This is a genomic window from Streptomyces sp. NPDC051136, assembly GCF_044455745.1.
GTDB lineage: Bacteria > Actinomycetota > Actinomycetes > Streptomycetales > Streptomycetaceae > Streptomyces.
The window spans coordinates 565567-580271 of sequence record NZ_JBITFE010000003.1; the positions used below are offsets into that span (position 1 = coordinate 565567).

The 14705-nt window shown below is 71.9% G+C and carries 13 protein-coding genes; 4 read left to right on the forward strand and 9 right to left on the reverse strand.

Features of this window, described 5'->3' with window-relative positions; genetic code table 11:
* Positions 1-7 precede the first annotated feature (7 nt).
* Genes ACIBCJ_RS11780 through ACIBCJ_RS11795 form a run of 4 tightly spaced genes read left to right on the forward strand, consistent with a single transcriptional unit; the run spans position 8 to position 3507 of the window.
* Positions 8-970, forward strand: coding sequence for an ABC transporter ATP-binding protein (locus ACIBCJ_RS11780; protein WP_362100462.1), 963 nt, complete (start codon positions 8-10; stop codon positions 968-970).
* A complete protein-coding gene (locus ACIBCJ_RS11785; RefSeq protein ID WP_362100157.1) occupies positions 960-1868 on the forward strand; it encodes an ABC transporter permease in 909 nt (302 codons plus the stop codon). Before ACIBCJ_RS11780 ends, ACIBCJ_RS11785 begins: the two co-directional genes overlap by 11 nt.
* A complete protein-coding gene (locus tag ACIBCJ_RS11790) occupies positions 1865-2776 on the forward strand; it encodes an ABC transporter ATP-binding protein (RefSeq protein ID WP_362100154.1) in 912 nt (303 codons plus the stop codon). The genes ACIBCJ_RS11785 and ACIBCJ_RS11790 overlap by 4 nt, the downstream gene beginning before the upstream one ends.
* Positions 2777-2787: 11 nt before the next feature.
* Entirely contained in the window at positions 2788-3507 is a 720-nt protein-coding gene (locus ACIBCJ_RS11795; RefSeq protein WP_133889953.1) for an ABC transporter permease, read from the forward strand.
* 865 nt (positions 3508-4372) lie between these two features.
* On the opposite strand, the gene ACIBCJ_RS11800 is transcribed toward ACIBCJ_RS11795, so the two are convergent.
* The 9 genes from ACIBCJ_RS11800 to ACIBCJ_RS11840 form a co-directional block, all read right to left on the reverse strand.
* Complete coding sequence (locus ACIBCJ_RS11800; RefSeq protein ID WP_362508388.1) at positions 4373-5215, reverse strand: HAD family hydrolase; 843 nt, start codon at positions 5213-5215, stop codon at positions 4373-4375.
* Complete coding sequence (serS, locus tag ACIBCJ_RS11805; protein WP_133889951.1) at positions 5212-6489, reverse strand: serine--tRNA ligase; 1278 nt, start codon at positions 6487-6489, stop codon at positions 5212-5214. The genes ACIBCJ_RS11800 and serS overlap by 4 nt, the downstream gene beginning before the upstream one ends.
* Positions 6490-6997: 508 nt before the next feature.
* Positions 6998-7930: a prephenate dehydratase gene (pheA, locus tag ACIBCJ_RS11810; protein WP_133889950.1), complete on the reverse strand. Its 933-nt coding sequence runs from the start codon at positions 7928-7930 to the stop codon at positions 6998-7000.
* An 80-nt stretch (positions 7931-8010) separates the two neighbouring features.
* Complete coding sequence (efeB, locus tag ACIBCJ_RS11815) at positions 8011-9483, reverse strand: iron uptake transporter deferrochelatase/peroxidase subunit (protein ID WP_365979522.1); 1473 nt, start codon at positions 9481-9483, stop codon at positions 8011-8013.
* Between the two features lie 8 nt (positions 9484-9491).
* A complete protein-coding gene (locus ACIBCJ_RS11820) occupies positions 9492-11567 on the reverse strand; it encodes a copper resistance protein CopC (RefSeq protein WP_365979523.1) in 2076 nt (691 codons plus the stop codon).
* 13 nt (positions 11568-11580) lie between these two features.
* Positions 11581-12102, reverse strand: a complete 522-nt coding sequence (locus ACIBCJ_RS11825; protein WP_362508398.1) for a copper chaperone PCu(A)C — start codon at positions 12100-12102, stop codon at positions 11581-11583.
* The gene (locus ACIBCJ_RS11830) at positions 12099-12749 is read right to left on the reverse strand and encodes an SCO family protein (protein ID WP_362100132.1); all 651 of its coding nucleotides are present in this window, start codon (positions 12747-12749) and stop codon (positions 12099-12101) included. The genes ACIBCJ_RS11825 and ACIBCJ_RS11830 overlap by 4 nt, the downstream gene beginning before the upstream one ends.
* A gap of 134 nt (positions 12750-12883) precedes the next feature.
* Positions 12884-13645, reverse strand: a complete 762-nt coding sequence (locus tag ACIBCJ_RS11835; RefSeq protein ID WP_365979524.1) for a YcnI family protein — start codon at positions 13643-13645, stop codon at positions 12884-12886.
* Positions 13646-13775: 130 nt separating this feature from the next.
* Positions 13776-14618, reverse strand: coding sequence for a hypothetical protein (locus ACIBCJ_RS11840; RefSeq protein ID WP_362100126.1), 843 nt, complete (start codon positions 14616-14618; stop codon positions 13776-13778).
* Positions 14619-14705 lie beyond the last annotated feature (87 nt).

A 14705-nucleotide genomic window follows, 5' to 3' on the forward strand; every position in this document is an offset into this window, starting at 1 on the left:
TGTGACTGTGATCGCGACCGAAAGCCTGAGCAAGCGGTTCCCCCGGGTGACCGCGCTCGACCGGCTCTCCGTGGATGTCGGACCCGGTGTGACCGGACTCGTCGGTGCCAACGGCGCCGGCAAGTCCACTCTGATCAAGATCCTGCTGGGTCTGTCTCCCGCCACCGAGGGCCGGGCCGAAGTGCTCGGACTCGATGTCGCCACCAAGGGCGCCGACATCCGTGAGCGGGTCGGCTACATGCCGGAGCACGACTGCCTGCCGCCCGACGTCTCGGCCACCGAGTTCGTCGTCCACATGGCGCGCATGTCCGGCCTCCCGCCCACCGCCGCCCGCGAGCGCACCGCCGACACCCTGCGCCACGTCGGGCTGTACGAGGAGCGCTACCGCCCGATAGGCGGCTACTCGACGGGCATGAAGCAGCGCGTCAAGCTCGCGCAGGCACTCGTCCACGACCCTCAGCTGGTCTTCCTCGACGAGCCGACCAACGGCCTCGACCCGGTCGGCCGCGACGAGATGCTCGGCCTGATCCGTCGCATCCACACCGACTTCGGCATCTCCGTCCTGGTCACCTCGCACCTGCTGGGCGAGCTGGAACGCACCTGCGACCACGTCGTCGTCGTGGACGGCGGCAAGCTGCTGCGCTCCAGCTCCACCACGGACTTCACCCAGACCACCACGACCCTCGCGATCGAGGTCACGGACACCGACGCGCACCCCGACGGCACCCGCGCGGTGCGCGACGCGCTGGACGCGCGCGGGGTGAGCGTCCAGGACGGCAGCGGCCTGCCCGGCGCCGGGCACGTCCTGCTGCTCACCTCGGCGGGCGAGGAGACCTACGACCTGGTCCGCGACGTCATAGCCGACCTCGGCCTCGGCCTGGTCCGCATGGAGCAGCGCCGGCACCACATCTCGGAGGTCTTCACCGACAGCGACGCAGCAAGGAAGGAGGCGGTCGGCCATGGCAGCTGAGCAGCCCACAGCCACGGTCCCGGGCGACCAGACCCGCATCCACAACATCGGGTACCGCAACTACGACGGCCCCCGCCTCGGCCGTGCCTACGCCCGCCGCTCGCTGTACTCGCAGTCCCTGCGCGGTGCCTACGGTCTCGGCCGCTCGGCCAAGTCCAAGGTGCTGCCGATGCTGCTGTTCGTGGTGATGTGCCTGCCGGCGGCCATCATGGTCGCCGTCGCCGTCGCCACCAAGGCCGACGAGCTGCCCGTGGAGTACACGCGCTACGCGATCGTCCTGCAGGCCGTCATCAGCCTCTACGTCGCGGCCCAGGCCCCGCAGTCCGTCTCGCGCGACCTGCGCTTCAAGACCGTGCCGCTGTACTTCTCCCGGCCGATCGAGACCTCCGACTACGTCCGCGCCAAGTACGCCTCGCTGGCCTCGGCCCTCTTCATCCTCACCGCCGCGCCCCTGCTGGTGCTCTACGTGGGCGCGCTGCTCGCCAAACTCGACTTCGCGGACCAGACCAAGGGGTTCGCGCAGGGGCTGGTCTCCGTGGCACTCCTCTCCCTGCTCTTCGCCGGTCTCGGCCTGGTCGTCGCCTCGGTCACCCCGCGCCGCGGCTTCGGCATCGCCGCCGTCATCGCCGTCCTCACCATCACGTACGGCGCGGTCTCCACCCTGCAGGCCATCGCGGACGTCCAGGGCAGCTCCGGGGCCGTCGCCTGGATAGGCCTGTTCTCGCCGATCACCCTCATCGACGGAGTGCAGTCCGCCTTCCTGGGCGCCACCTCGGCCTCCCCGGGCGGGATCGGCCCGAGCAACGGCGAGGGCGCGGTCTACGTCCTCGTCACCCTGGGCCTGATCGCCGGCGCGTACGGACTGCTGATGCGCCGCTACAAGAAGGTGGGACTGTGACCACGCTGAACATCGACCACGTCTCCCGCTGGTTCGGCAACGTGGTCGCCGTCAACGACATCACCATGACGATCGGCCCCGGCGTCACCGGCCTGCTCGGCCCGAACGGCGCGGGGAAGTCCACCCTCATCAACATGATGGGCGGCTTCCTCGCCCCCTCCACCGGCAGCGTCACCCTCGACGGCCAGCCGGTCTGGCGCAACGAGAACATCTACAAACACATCGGCGTCGTCCCCGAGCGGGAGGCGATGTACGACTTCCTCACCGGCCGCGAGTTCGTCCTCGCCAACGCCGAGCTGCACGGCCTGGGCGCCAAGGCGGCCGACGAGGCCCTCGCCACCGTGGAGATGGCCTACGCCCAGGACCGGAAGATCGCCACGTACTCCAAGGGCATGCGCCAGCGCGTGAAGATGGCCTCGGCCCTGGTGCACCAGCCCTCACTGCTCCTGCTCGACGAGCCGTTCAACGGCATGGATCCGCGCCAGCGCATGCAGTTGATGGACCTGCTGCGGCGCATGGGCGACGAGGGCCGCACGGTGCTGTTCTCCTCGCACATCCTCGAGGAGGTCGAACAGCTCGCCTGGCACATCGAGGTCATCGTCGCCGGACGCCACGCGGCCAGCGGCGACTTCCGCAAGATCCGTCGCCTGATGACCGACCGGCCGCACCGCTACCTGGTGCGCTCCAGCGACGACCGGGCCCTGGCGGCGGCGCTGATCGCCGACCCGTCGACGTCCGGCATCGAGGTCGACCTGGCCGAGGGCGCGTTGCGCATCCAGGCCGTGGACTTCGGCCGCTTCACGGCGCTGTTGCCCAAGGTCGCCCGCGACCAGGGCATCCGGCTGCTCACGGTCTCGCCGTCCGACGAGTCCCTCGAGTCCGTCTTCTCGTACCTCGTCGCGGCGTAGGAGGCCGAAGAATGTACGACCCCACAGTCGCCCGGCTCACCTACCGGGCCCTGCTCGGCCGCCGCCGGGCCCTCATCCTCGGCGCGCTCCCCCTGCTGCTGCTCGTGATCGCCGTCGCGGTCCGTGCACTCGCCGGAGCCGACGACCAGACCACGACGGACGTGCTGGGCGGATTCGCCCTCGCCACCATGGTGCCGATCATCGGTGTCATCGCCGGCACCGGCGCCATCGGTCCCGAGATCGACGACGGCTCCGTGGTGTACCTGCTGTCCAAGCCGATCAAGCGACCGACGATCATCTTCACCAAGCTGATCGTCGCCATAGCCGTGACGATGGTCTTCTCCGCCGTGCCCACGCTGCTCGCCGGCCTGATCCTCAACGGCAACGGCCAGCAGGTCGCCGTCGCCTACACGATCGCCGCGCTGGTCGCCTCCATCGCCTACGCCGCTCTGTTCCTGCTCCTGGGCACGGTGTCCCGGCACGCGGTGGTCTTCGGCCTCGTCTACGCCCTCGTGTGGGAGGCCCTGTTCGGTTCCCTGGTGCCGGGCGCCCGCACGCTGAGCGTCCAGCAGTGGTCGCTGGCCGTGGCCCAGAAAGTCGCCGACGGCAACCTGGTGACCTCCGACGTCGGCCTGCCCACCGCGACGGTGCTGCTGGCCGGGGTGACCGTGCTCGCCACCTGGTACGCGGGCCAGAAACTGCGGTCGCTGACGCTCGCCGGGGAGGAGTGACCGGGCCGCGGCAGCCCTGACGGCGTCTTCACCGGCGCCCGGGCACCCTGGCCCGGAAGCCCGGAAGCCCGGAAGCCCGGAAGCCCGGAAGCCCGGAAGCCCGGAAGCCCGGAAGCCCGGAAGCCCGGAAGCCCGGAAGCCCGGAAGCCACGGACACGGCCCGGCGCGAGCCACCGACATGGAGCGGCGGGCCCACCGGCGTACGCAGGCATCGGACCGCACGCGCACGGAGAGGCATGGCTGGGAGGAATCGGATGGCGAGCCGCACACCTCAACGGGACGGACACGGAAACCCCGGGGACGACCCGGGGGACCAGCCCGAGGAAGCCACCGGGGACGGTCTTGTGCTGGACGAGTAGTCCATACGCGAGGCCGGAACCTCCGAGCCGTCAGCCAGAGCCCGGATGCCGGCCGCCCGCTGGCGCCGTGAACAGCCGGAGTCGCGGCCGTGGCGTTCCGACGGACCGCCCACCGGTTGGTTCTTCGGCAAGGTCCGCCGGCGGCGCGGGTGGCGTCGAGGCGTCGAGGCTGACGCGGTGAGGGTCCGCCGACCCGGTACCGCCCACCTGTGGGTGACGGGTCGTGCGGCGCGTTCTGGGATCCCGCCGAGCCGCACACCCTCGGTGTACGTGTACGTCCGCATTTAATCGGTGGCGCCCGGCTTTCCGTCGCGGCACTGTGGGGGATGCACGAGGCCGGACGGCGCCGGCGCAACGGGAGGCCGCTTCGAGCACGCGAGATGCCTCGCGTGGGCCGACCGACGGGGACGTCGACGCCGTCCGGACCGTGCGCGCGGTCGTGTCACAGCCCCGGAGACGGGGACCGGCCCGCCAGACGCTCCGGCCGCAGGACCTGAGGGCGGGGATCAGCCCGCCAGACGCTCCAGCACCACCGCGATGCCGTCCTCGTCGTTGGAGGACGTCACCTCGTCGGCCACCGCCTTCAGCTCCTCGTGGGCGTTGGCCATCGCCACGCCCCTGGCCGCCCAGCCGAACATCGGCACGTCGTTGGGCATGTCGCCGAACGCGATCGTGTCCGCGGCCTTGAGACCGAGCCGGCGTGCCGCCAGCGACAGGCCGGTCGCCTTGGACAGGCCGAGGGGGAGCAGCTCGACGACTCCCGCGCCGGCCATGACGACCGTGACGAAGCCGCCCGCGGCGTGCCGGGCCACTTCGGCCAGCTCGTCGTCCGAGAGGGTCGGGTGCTGGATGTAGATCTTGTTCAGCGGCGCCGACCACAGATCCGAGGCGTCGGTGAACGGCACGGCCGGCAGGTCGCCCCCGACCGCGTAGCCCGGGCCGACCAGCACGTCGCCCTCCAGACCGTCCCGGCTCGCCGCCAGGTACAGCGGGCCGGTCTCCGCCTCGATCTTGGCCAGTGCCACCCCGGCCAGCTGCCGGTCCAGGGTCACGGAGGTCAGCAGCCGGTGCTCCCCGGCGTGGTAGACCTGCGCGCCCTGACCGCAGACGGCCAGCCCGTCGTAGCCGAGGTCGTCCAGGATGTGCCGGGTCCACGGCACCGCCCGCCCGGTGACCACGATGTGGGCCGCGCCCGCCGCGGTGGCCGCACGGAGCGCGTCACGGGTGCGCTGCGAGATCGTGTCGTCGCCGCGCAGCAGCGTGCCGTCGAGGTCGGTCGCGATCAGCCGGTACGGGAAGCCGCCGGCGGGGCCGGTGCCGGGGATCGTGGCGGTGCCGGTGTCCGTCACTTGGCCACCGGCTCCAGGACCTCCCGGCCGCCCAGGTACGGGCGCAGCACCTCGGGCACGCGGACCGAGCCGTCGGCCTGCTGGTGGTTCTCCAGGATCGCCACGATCGTGCGCGGTACGGCGCACAGCGTGCCGTTGAGCGTGGCCAGCGGGCGCACCTTCTTGCCCTCGCGGACGCGGATCGACAGCCGGCGGGACTGGAACTCGGTGCAGTCCGAGGTCGAGGTCAGCTCGCGGTACTTGCCCTGGGTCGGGATCCACGCCTCGCAGTCGTACTTGCGCGCGGCCGAGGAGCCGAGGTCGGCCGAGGCCACGTCGATCACCCGGAACGGCAGCTCCAGCGACGTCAGCCACTGCTTCTCCCACTCCAGCAGGCGCTGGTGCTCGGCCTGCGAGTCCTCGGGGAGGACGTAGGAGAACATCTCGACCTTGTCGAACTGGTGCACGCGGAAGATGCCCCGGGTGTCCTTGCCGTGCGAGCCCGCCTCGCGGCGGAAGCAGGGCGAGAAGCCGGCGTAGCGCAGCGGCAGGCGGTCGGCGTCCAGGATCTCGTCCATGTGGTACGCCGCGAGCGGCACCTCGGACGTGCCGACCAGGTAGAGGTCGTCCTTGTCCAGGTGGTAGACGTCCTGGGCGGCCTGGCCGAGGAAGCCCGTGCCGGCCATCGACTGCGGGCGCACCAGCGCCGGGGTCAGCATCGGCGTGAAGCCGGCCGCGGTGGCCTGCGCGATCGCCGCGTTGACCAGGGCGAGCTCCAGGAGGGCGCCCACGCCGGTCAGGAAGTAGAAGCGCGATCCGGAGACCTTGGCGCCGCGCTCCACGTCGATGGCGCCGAGCAGCTGGCCCAGCTCCAGGTGGTCCCTGGGCTCGAAGCCCTCGGCGGCGAAGTCGCGGTGCGTGCCGTGCGTCTCCAGCGTGACGAAGTCCTCCTCGCCGCCGACGGGCACGTCGGGGTGGACGAGGTTGCCGAGGCGCTGGAGCAGCTCCTGGGTCTCGGTGTCGGCCGCGTCGCGTTCGGTGTCGGCGGCCTTGACGTCGGTCTTCAGCTGCTCGGCGCGCTTGAGCAGCTCCGCCTTCTCGTCCCCGGAGGCCTTGCCGATCAGCTTGCCGAGGCCCTTCTGCTCGGCACGCAGCTCGTCGAAGCGGACGCCGGACGACCTGCGCCGTTCGTCGGCGGACAGGAGGGAGTCGACGAGCGCGACGTCCTCTCCACGGGCGCGCTGCGAGGCGCGCACACGGTCGGGGTCCTCACGGAGCAGGCGAAGGTCAATCACGCGGTCAAGGCTACCGGTGCGCGAGGCCGGGTCTCGACCCACTATGGCCGGAGGGGGTTGTGCCCGTGGTTCGTCCGGTCAATGAAGAGACGCGGCATCCCTGGAACGGGGTGCCGTACGGCTGGGGAGTTGACCGGATTTGCCTGTGGAGAAAGGGAGTTGGGAGGTGTCTGTCCACAGGAATCCACAGCCCGGGAAAGTTATCCACAGGCTGTGCGAAAGATCTGTGGACTCACGGAGGCGATCATTCCAAAATCCTGGGCACGGACTGCTCAAACCTGCCCCGCCCCCACTTTCGAGTGGAAACCGGGCACTGCGTGTCACTCCGGAGAATGGGGTGCGGGAAACAGGTGGACGAAGGGTGGCTTGAGCCCCTGTGGGCGAAGGGGCCGGCCGTAGGGGGATATGTCGACTGAATGCCCCTTCGTTGTCGACTTGTCCCCAGGTCGAGAAGAGGACCTGTGGATAACTTCTGTGGACAACGAAAATCAGCAGGTAGGACCGGCGGTCAGAACCGGCCGTCCTGGCACCGCGCCACCCAGTCCGCCGCCGCCACGAACGCCTCGTCCGAGGTTCCCGGCCGCAGTGCGTCCACGTCCGCCGGATCGACCTCGGCGCGCGGGTAGGAACCGAGGTAGCGCACCTGGAGGCAGGACCGCTTCAGACCCATCAGCGCGTCGGCCACCCGGCGGTCGGAGATGTGCCCCTCGGCGTCGATGCAGAAGCAGTAGTTGCCGATCCCGGCCCCCGTCGGCCGGGACTGGAGCAGCATCAGGTTGACGCCCCGGGTGGCGAACTCGCCCAGCAGGTCGCGCAGGCCGCCGGGGTGGTCGTCGCGCTGCCAGAGCACGACGGACGTCTTGTCCGCGCCGGTCGGTGCCGCGGGCCGGGCCGGGCGGCCCACCAGCACGAAGCGCGTCTGGGCGTTCTCCGCGTCGTGGATGTCGGCCTCCAGGACCTCCAGGCCGTACCGCTCGGCGGCGAACTCACCCGCGAAGGCCGCGTCGTACCGCCCCTCCTGCACCAGGCGGGCGCCGTCCGCGTTGGAGGCGGCCGACTCCCAGGCGACGTCCGGGAGGTGTGCCTTGAGCCAGTTGCGGACCTGGGGCTGGGCGGCCGGGTGGGCGGTGACCGTCTTGATGTCCGACAGCTTCGTGCCGGGGCGGACCAGCAGGGCGAAGGTGATGGACAGCAGCACCTCGCGGTAGATCATCAGGGGCTGGCCGGCGACCAGCTCGTCGAGGGTGGTGGTGATGCCGCCCTCGACGGAGTTCTCGATCGGCACGAACGCGGCCTCGGCCTCGCCGGTGCGCACCGCGTCGAGCGCGGACTGGACGGAGACGTACGGGACCAGTTCCCGGGTCGCCGTCTCCGGGAGGGTGCGCAGGGCGACTTCGGTGAAGGTGCCTTCAGGGCCGAGATACGCGTAACTGGCTGGCATGTCCTCACCCTAATGCGCCCGGGCGGGACCCGGTTCACGCATCTCGCCCCGCCCGCTCAGGGGGGTGATGCGCCGCCGGTTCACCCTTCGAGCAGCCGCTGCCCCACGTACTCTCCCTCCGCCGCCCCGCCCGGTACCGCGAACAGGCCGCTCGCCTCGTGCCGGATGAACGGCGACAGTGCGTCGCCCCGGTCCAGCTTGCGCTGCACGGGCACGAAGCCCCGCAGGGGGTCGGCCTGCCAGCAGACGAAGAGCAGTCCGGCGTCCGGGACTCCGTCGGCGTCGAAGCCGTCGTGGTACGAGAAGGGACGGCGGAGCATGGCCGCGCCGCCGTTCTGGTCGGGGCGGGTGATCCGGGCGTGGGCGTTGATCGGGACGACGAGTTTTCCGGAGCCGTCCGTCTTCTCCAGGTCCATTTCGGTCGTCTCGGTGGCCTCACCGCCCCCGGACAGCGGCGCCCCGTCGGACTTGCGGCGCCCGATGACGTCCTCCTGGGCCTTGGGCGACAGCTGCTCCCAGTCGTCGAGCAGCATGCGGATGCGGCGTACGACGACGTAGGAGCCGTTCGCCATCCAGGCCGGACCGGCCGTCGCGGACGCGGCCGACTCCGGGACGAAGATCCGCTGGTCGAAGTCGGCCTCGGCGGGCTTCGGGTTGCGGGTGCCGTCGACCTGACCCATGAGATTGCGGGTCGTCATGGGGCGGTCGGTGGCGCCCGGCGAGCGGTTGAAGCCGTTCATCTGCCAGCGGACGCGGGCGGCCGTCCCGGCGTCCCGCTGGATCGCGCGCAGGGCGTGGAAGGCCACCAGTGCGTCGTCGGCGCCGATCTGGACCCACAGGTCGCCGTTGCTGCGGTTCTTGTCGAGATGGTCGGAGGAGAAGTCGGGGAGCGGGTCGAGGGCGTCCGGACGCTGCCCGTCCAGGCCGGTACGGCCGAAGAAGCTGTGACCGAAGCCGAAGGTGAAGGTCAGCGAGGAGGGTCCGGCGTCCCGGGCCACGTCGGTGTCACGGGTGCCGGCCGGCTCGCCCGCCATCAGCCGCCGGGCCGTGTCGGACCAGCGGCGCAGCAGCGCGGCGGCCTCCTTGCGGCCCGCGCCCGCCGCGAGGTCGAAGGCGACGAGGTGGCCGCAGGCCTGCATCGGGGTGGTGATGCCGGGCTGATGTTTCCCGTGAAACATCGCCTGCTCGCTGCCGAGCGAGGTGAGGGGAGTGGCGGCGGCGGAGGGCGCGGCGGCGTAGCCCGCGGCGGCCCCCGCCGCGCCGAGGACGAGCCCGGTGGCGCCGGCGGTGCCGAGCAGTCGCCGGCGTGAGATGCCCCCGGGAGCGGCGATCGCCTCGGTGTCCTCGATCGCCTCGGTGTCCCTGGGGGCCCTGCGGTTCTTGGCGCTCTCGGAGCGTGAGGTCTTCCCGGAGTTCCCGGAGTTCCCGGAGTTGCCGAAGTCCCCGGAGTTCCCGCGGTTCCCGGAGTTCCGGGAGGCGAGCGGCCCGGGACCGCCGGGCGTTCCGCGGGTGGCCTCGGAGCTGCGGGTCTCCGGGATGGACTGGTCAGCCATGGTGCGGTTCAGCCGATCTGCGCGTTCTTGGAGAGGGTGACCTGGTCGATGTCGGAGGTCCGTATGGTCACGGAGACTTCCCAGTCTCCGGCCATCGGGATCTGTACTCCGCTCGCCGACCAGTGGCCGGTGGTGATGTGGTCGGGGGCGACGGGCAGGGGCCCGATGTCCTTGGCCTTCTGGGTGAGGGCCACCTTCACCTCCGGGACGTCGAAGGCGGTCCCGTCCGAGCGCTCGACGTAGAGGTGCATGTCGTTGGCGCCGACCCGGGCCGGGTCGAGTTCGATCCGGAGGACGCCCTTGCCGTTCTGGCCGCCGGTGTCGAAGGGCATGTCCAGCGTCACCGCGCCGGTGGCGGGGACGGAGGCGGCGGAGGACGCGCCGGCGGCCTTGGCCTCCTCCTCGGTGCGCCCAGGCTCGGTCTGGGTCAGGACGGTGGTCACCGCGAGCAGGACGACGGCGACACCTGCCTCGGCGAGCACGGAGCGGCGCAGACCGAAGCGGTGCGGGTCCGCGTCCCGTTGCCGTTTCTGCCGGGCGGCGTCGACGGCCGCGCGCTGCCGGGCGAGCTGGGCGGCGCGCTGGGAACCACCGGAGCCCTTCCCCGCGGCCTCGGCTTTCCCCGCGGCCTTCCCCGAGGCCGCGATCTTCCCCGAGGCCCCGGCCTTCCCCAGGGCTGCGGCCTTCCCCGACGCCCCGGCCTTCCCCAGGGCCCGGTCCTTCGCACCCCCGCCCTGCTCCGCAGCCGCCGACTTCGCGGCCCCGGTCTTCTCCGCGCCCTTCGCCCCGCCGTTCTTCCGGCCGCCCGACGCGGCCACGCGTTCCTTGTCCCGCTGCCCGGGCAGGGCGGTCGCCGACTGTGCCAGCTGCGCCGTCCACCGTCGGGAGAAGTAGGCGACGCCGACGAGCACCGCCACGAGCCCGATCTTGACGAGAAGCAGCTGCCCGTACCGGGTGTCGGTGAAGGCCGTCCAGGAGCCGAGCTGGCGCCAGGACTGGTAGGTGCCGGTCGCCACCAGCGCGACGACGCTGCCGAAGGCGACGCGCGAGAACCGGCGTACGGCGTCGGCGGGGACCGGTGTGTCCGCCGGGCCGCGGTACAGGGCGACGAGCAGCGCGGTGAGTCCGCCGAGCCAGGTGGCGACGGCGATCAGGTGGACGACGTCGACCGGCATGGCGAGGCCGGCCTGGAGGCCGACGGAGGCGTGCTCGGACATGGCCCAGGTCGCCGCGAGGCCCGCCGCCACGACGCTCCCGCCGATCGCGAGCCCGAAGGTGAGGTCCCGCCTCTCCTCGTCCTCCCGTTTGTCGTACGCGCCGAAGAGCACGGCGATGAACAGCGCGGCCGCCGCGAGCAGCAGCAGCCGGGAGACCAGTGCTGCGCCCGCCTTGGTCTGCAGCACCTCGCCCACCAGGCTCAGGTCGAAGACGTCGGCGACCTTCCCGGAGCCGGTGTAGGAGCCGCGCAGCAGAAGGAGCAGCAGGGTGGCGGCGGTCAGCGCGAGCCAGCCGGAGACGACGAGCCGCTGCAGGACGCGCACCCCGGAGCCGCGCGGCCAGCAGGCGAGCACGAAGGCGGCGCCGCCCACCAGGACGGCGAAGGCGGCGTACGACACGTACCGCCCGACGCCGTACAGCCCGCCGACGAATCCGCCGCCCGCCTCCTGCCCGGAGACGGAGACCGAGGTGTCGGAGGGGGCGCCGACGGAGAAGGTGTAGGCGCCGGCGACCGGGTGGCTGTCGGCGGAGACGACCTGGTAGGACACCGTGTACGTGCCGTCGGGCAGCCCGGCGTGCAGTTTCACGGAGTACGTCGTGCCACCGGTGCCGGCGGGCTTCCCGTCGTCGACCCGCTTGCCCTTGGGGTCGAGGACGCGCAGCGAGTCGTCGTCCATGGAGACCGACTCGGAGAAGGTGAGCGACACCTGGGCCGGAGCCCTGTCGACCACCGCCCCCTCCCGGGGGTCGCTGCCGGTCAGCGCGGCGTGCGCGGAGACCGGTCCGGCACCGGCCAGCAGCGCGCAGGCCGCGGCCAGGAGCAGCAGCACCAGGGTCCGGACGCGCGGGGCGATGGTCTGCGTCAAGGTGGTCCCTCCCTCAGTGTCCGGACTCGTCGGAGTGGCCGGAGTGTCCATCGGTGGGCTGGTAGGTGGCCGCCTTCACGGGCAGCTCGACCGTGACGGGGCCGGAGTGGGCGAAGTGCAGTTCGACGGCGACCGACTGTCCCTGCTTCGGCTGTTGCTTCAGCTTCTCGAACATCAGATGGTTTCCGCCGCTCTTGAACACGAGTTGACCGTGGGCGGGGACCTCGATGCGGTCGACCTCCTTCATGGTCCCGCCGACGGTCTCGTGCACGGTGACCTCGCCGGCCCCGCTGGTGACGGAGGTCAGTTCGTCCGCGGCGTCGCCCTCGTTGGTGATCGTGAGGAAGCCGGCCGCCATCGAGTCGGAGACGGGCTGCGGTATGTAGGCGGCGCCGACGGAGAGTTCGGCGCCGGAGGGCGCGAGGGACGCGTCGGAGTCCTGGCCGCCGCAGCCCGCGAGGGCCAGGGCGCCGATCACCGCGACGGCGGCGAGGCCGGGGCGGTGCCGCGAGGACCCTCCCGCGGGACGCCTCACGGGTTCTCCCCCTTGATGAGCTCGGGGAGGTCCTTGGTGTAGTCGTCGACCGTCGCGTCCTCGCCGTACAGGACGTAGCCGGCGTCGGACTTCGGGGAGAAGGCGACGACCTGGGTCCCGTGGGTCGAGACGATCTTGCCTTCCTTGTCCTTGGTCGGCGGGTCGATCGAGATGCCGAGGGTGCGGGCGCCGGCCTGGATGGTGTCGAAGTCGCCGGTCAGGCCGACGATCTGCGGGTCGATGCCCTTGAGCCACTCGCCGAGCGCGGCCGGGGTGTCCCGTTCGGGGTCGGTGCTGACGAACACGACGCGGAGCTCGTCCTGCTGCGCCTGGGAGAGCTGCTTCTTCGCCACGGCGATGTTGTTCATGGTCAGCGGGCAGACGTCGGGGCAGTGGGTGTAGCCGAAGTAGATCAGCGTGGGCTTGCCGGCGGTCTGCCGGCGCAGGTCGTACTTCTCGCCCCGGGTGTCGGTGAGGACCAGGTCGGGCTTCTCGAAGGGCTTGTCGAGAACGGTGGCGGCCTGTCGGCTGTTGTCCTCGGAGACCATGGTCACGGGCTTGTCGCTGTCGCCGCCGCTGCCGCAGGCGGACAGGGTCAGACAGGCGGCGGCCAGCACGGCGGCCATGGCGAACTTCTTCTTGTGCATAGCGAAATGTCCCAGATGTGAGGTGCTCCGGCGCGCGCCGGGGCCCGTCGGACGAACCGACGGACCGTGCCCGGCACGCACCGGACGAGAGGATGCGCCGACGAGGTGGTGCCGACGCACCGGTACGGGCGCTGTTACGCCGCCGCGCCGGAGTTGCGCCGGCGGCCGGCCAGCACGCCGTACGCGACACCCGCCGCACCCACGACGATGCCGACGATGCCGAGGACGCGGGCGGTGGTGTCGCTGTCGTCGCCGGAGCCGGAGTCCGACGAGGAGGCGTCGGCGGCGGTGTTCCGCGCGTCCGCCCCGGTGTCGTCGCCCTTGGCGTCCGAGGCGCTCGCGGCGCCGTGGGCGTCCTCCTCGGCAGCGGACAGCTTGAGCACGGGCGCCGGGGTGTCGGGCTCGTCCTGGCCCTCCTGCGGCACCTCGATCCAGCGCACGACCTCCTTGTTGGAGTACGTCTGGATCGCCTTGAACACCAGCTCGTCGGCGTCCTCGGGCAGCGCGCCGATGGAGACCGGGAACTTCTGGAAGTAGCCGGGCTCGACGCCCTTGCCGTCGGCGGTCCAGGTCACCTTGGTGACGACCTCGGTGATCTGCTTGCCGTGCGACTCCAGCGGCTTGGCCGGCTTGGACTTGGTGACCTCGGCCTTCCAGCCCGGGATCGGCTGCGGCATCACGGACGCCAGCGGGTGGTCGGTGGGGAAGTTGACCTCCAGCTTGGTGGTGGAGGCGTTGTCCCGCTCGTTGGGGACCTTGAAGTCGACGACCGCGTAGCCGCCCTTGGCGGCCGCGCCCTCCGGCTGCACGCTGACGTGCGCGAAGGCGGGGGCGGACAGGGCGAGGACGGCGATGCCGGACACGGCGCCGACGGCGGCGATACGGGAAGCCTTCATGGACGGAGTACTCCGCTTCGTGTGGACACCGGGGCTGAGCCGGTGCCGGGTGACAGGAGGGGTGCGCGCACGCGCGCGTGCCGCACGACGGCGGCCCCTCCCGGGAAGCGGGGACGGTGGTCGCGTCGTGTCAGGCGGCGAGGGCGAACGCGTCCGTCGGCGGACCGCGCCTGACGACCGTGTGCTGGAGCGCGGTGGTACGGGGACGCGGCGCCACCCACAGGGCGGGGCGCGGCGGGCGCGGGCCGGTCCCGGGCGCGCCGGCGAGCCCGGCGTGCAGGGCGCGCACCAGGGAGAGCGCGGCGCGCAGGGCGCGTACGAACGCCGCCTCGGCCATGGCGTGGGCCGAGTGTGCCGACAGTTCGACGAGCCGGGCCAGGGCGAGGTCCCCGCGCCGCAGCAGCCAGCCGGCGGCCAGGGCCGCGAGGACGTGACCGAGCAGCATCGGCAGGGACGGCAGCAGCGAGGCGGACGTACCGGCGGTGGACAGGGCGTCGGCCGGGTGGTGCGCCGCACCGGCGGAGGCGTCGGAGGCAATCCGCGCGTCGGTGAGGATGCGCTGGGCCTGGGCCGGGCTGATCGCCGCCGCGGTGGTCCCGCAGACCAGCCGGGCGGCCTGCTGGACCAGGGAGGCGTCGGACAGCGCACCCGCACCGCCACCGGACGCCGGGGCCGGGGCGGCGGCCATGGTGGTGCCGTGCTGGCCGAGCCCGAACAGGGTGTGCAGCGCGGTCTGTCCGACGGCGAGCAGCATCGCGATGCCGGCCAGCGAACGCAGGCGTCCGGCGAGCGGCACGGCGACCAGGACCGCCCCGAGGAAACCCGCGCCCAGCGACCACAGCGGCACCGTGGCGCAGGAAGCGAGGGTGTGCCCCGCCGCGGCCAGCACGACGCAGACCGCGGCGAACACCGCGGCCCGCAGAATCCGGAGATCGTTCCCGGAGCGCGCCGTTGGCGGGTGGGGGGCAGTCATGGCGGCCTCATCATCGCACCCACGGCCCACACGCCGTACGGCAGGTCCACAAGATGCCGTACGACCGGAAGGCCGGGAACGGTACTG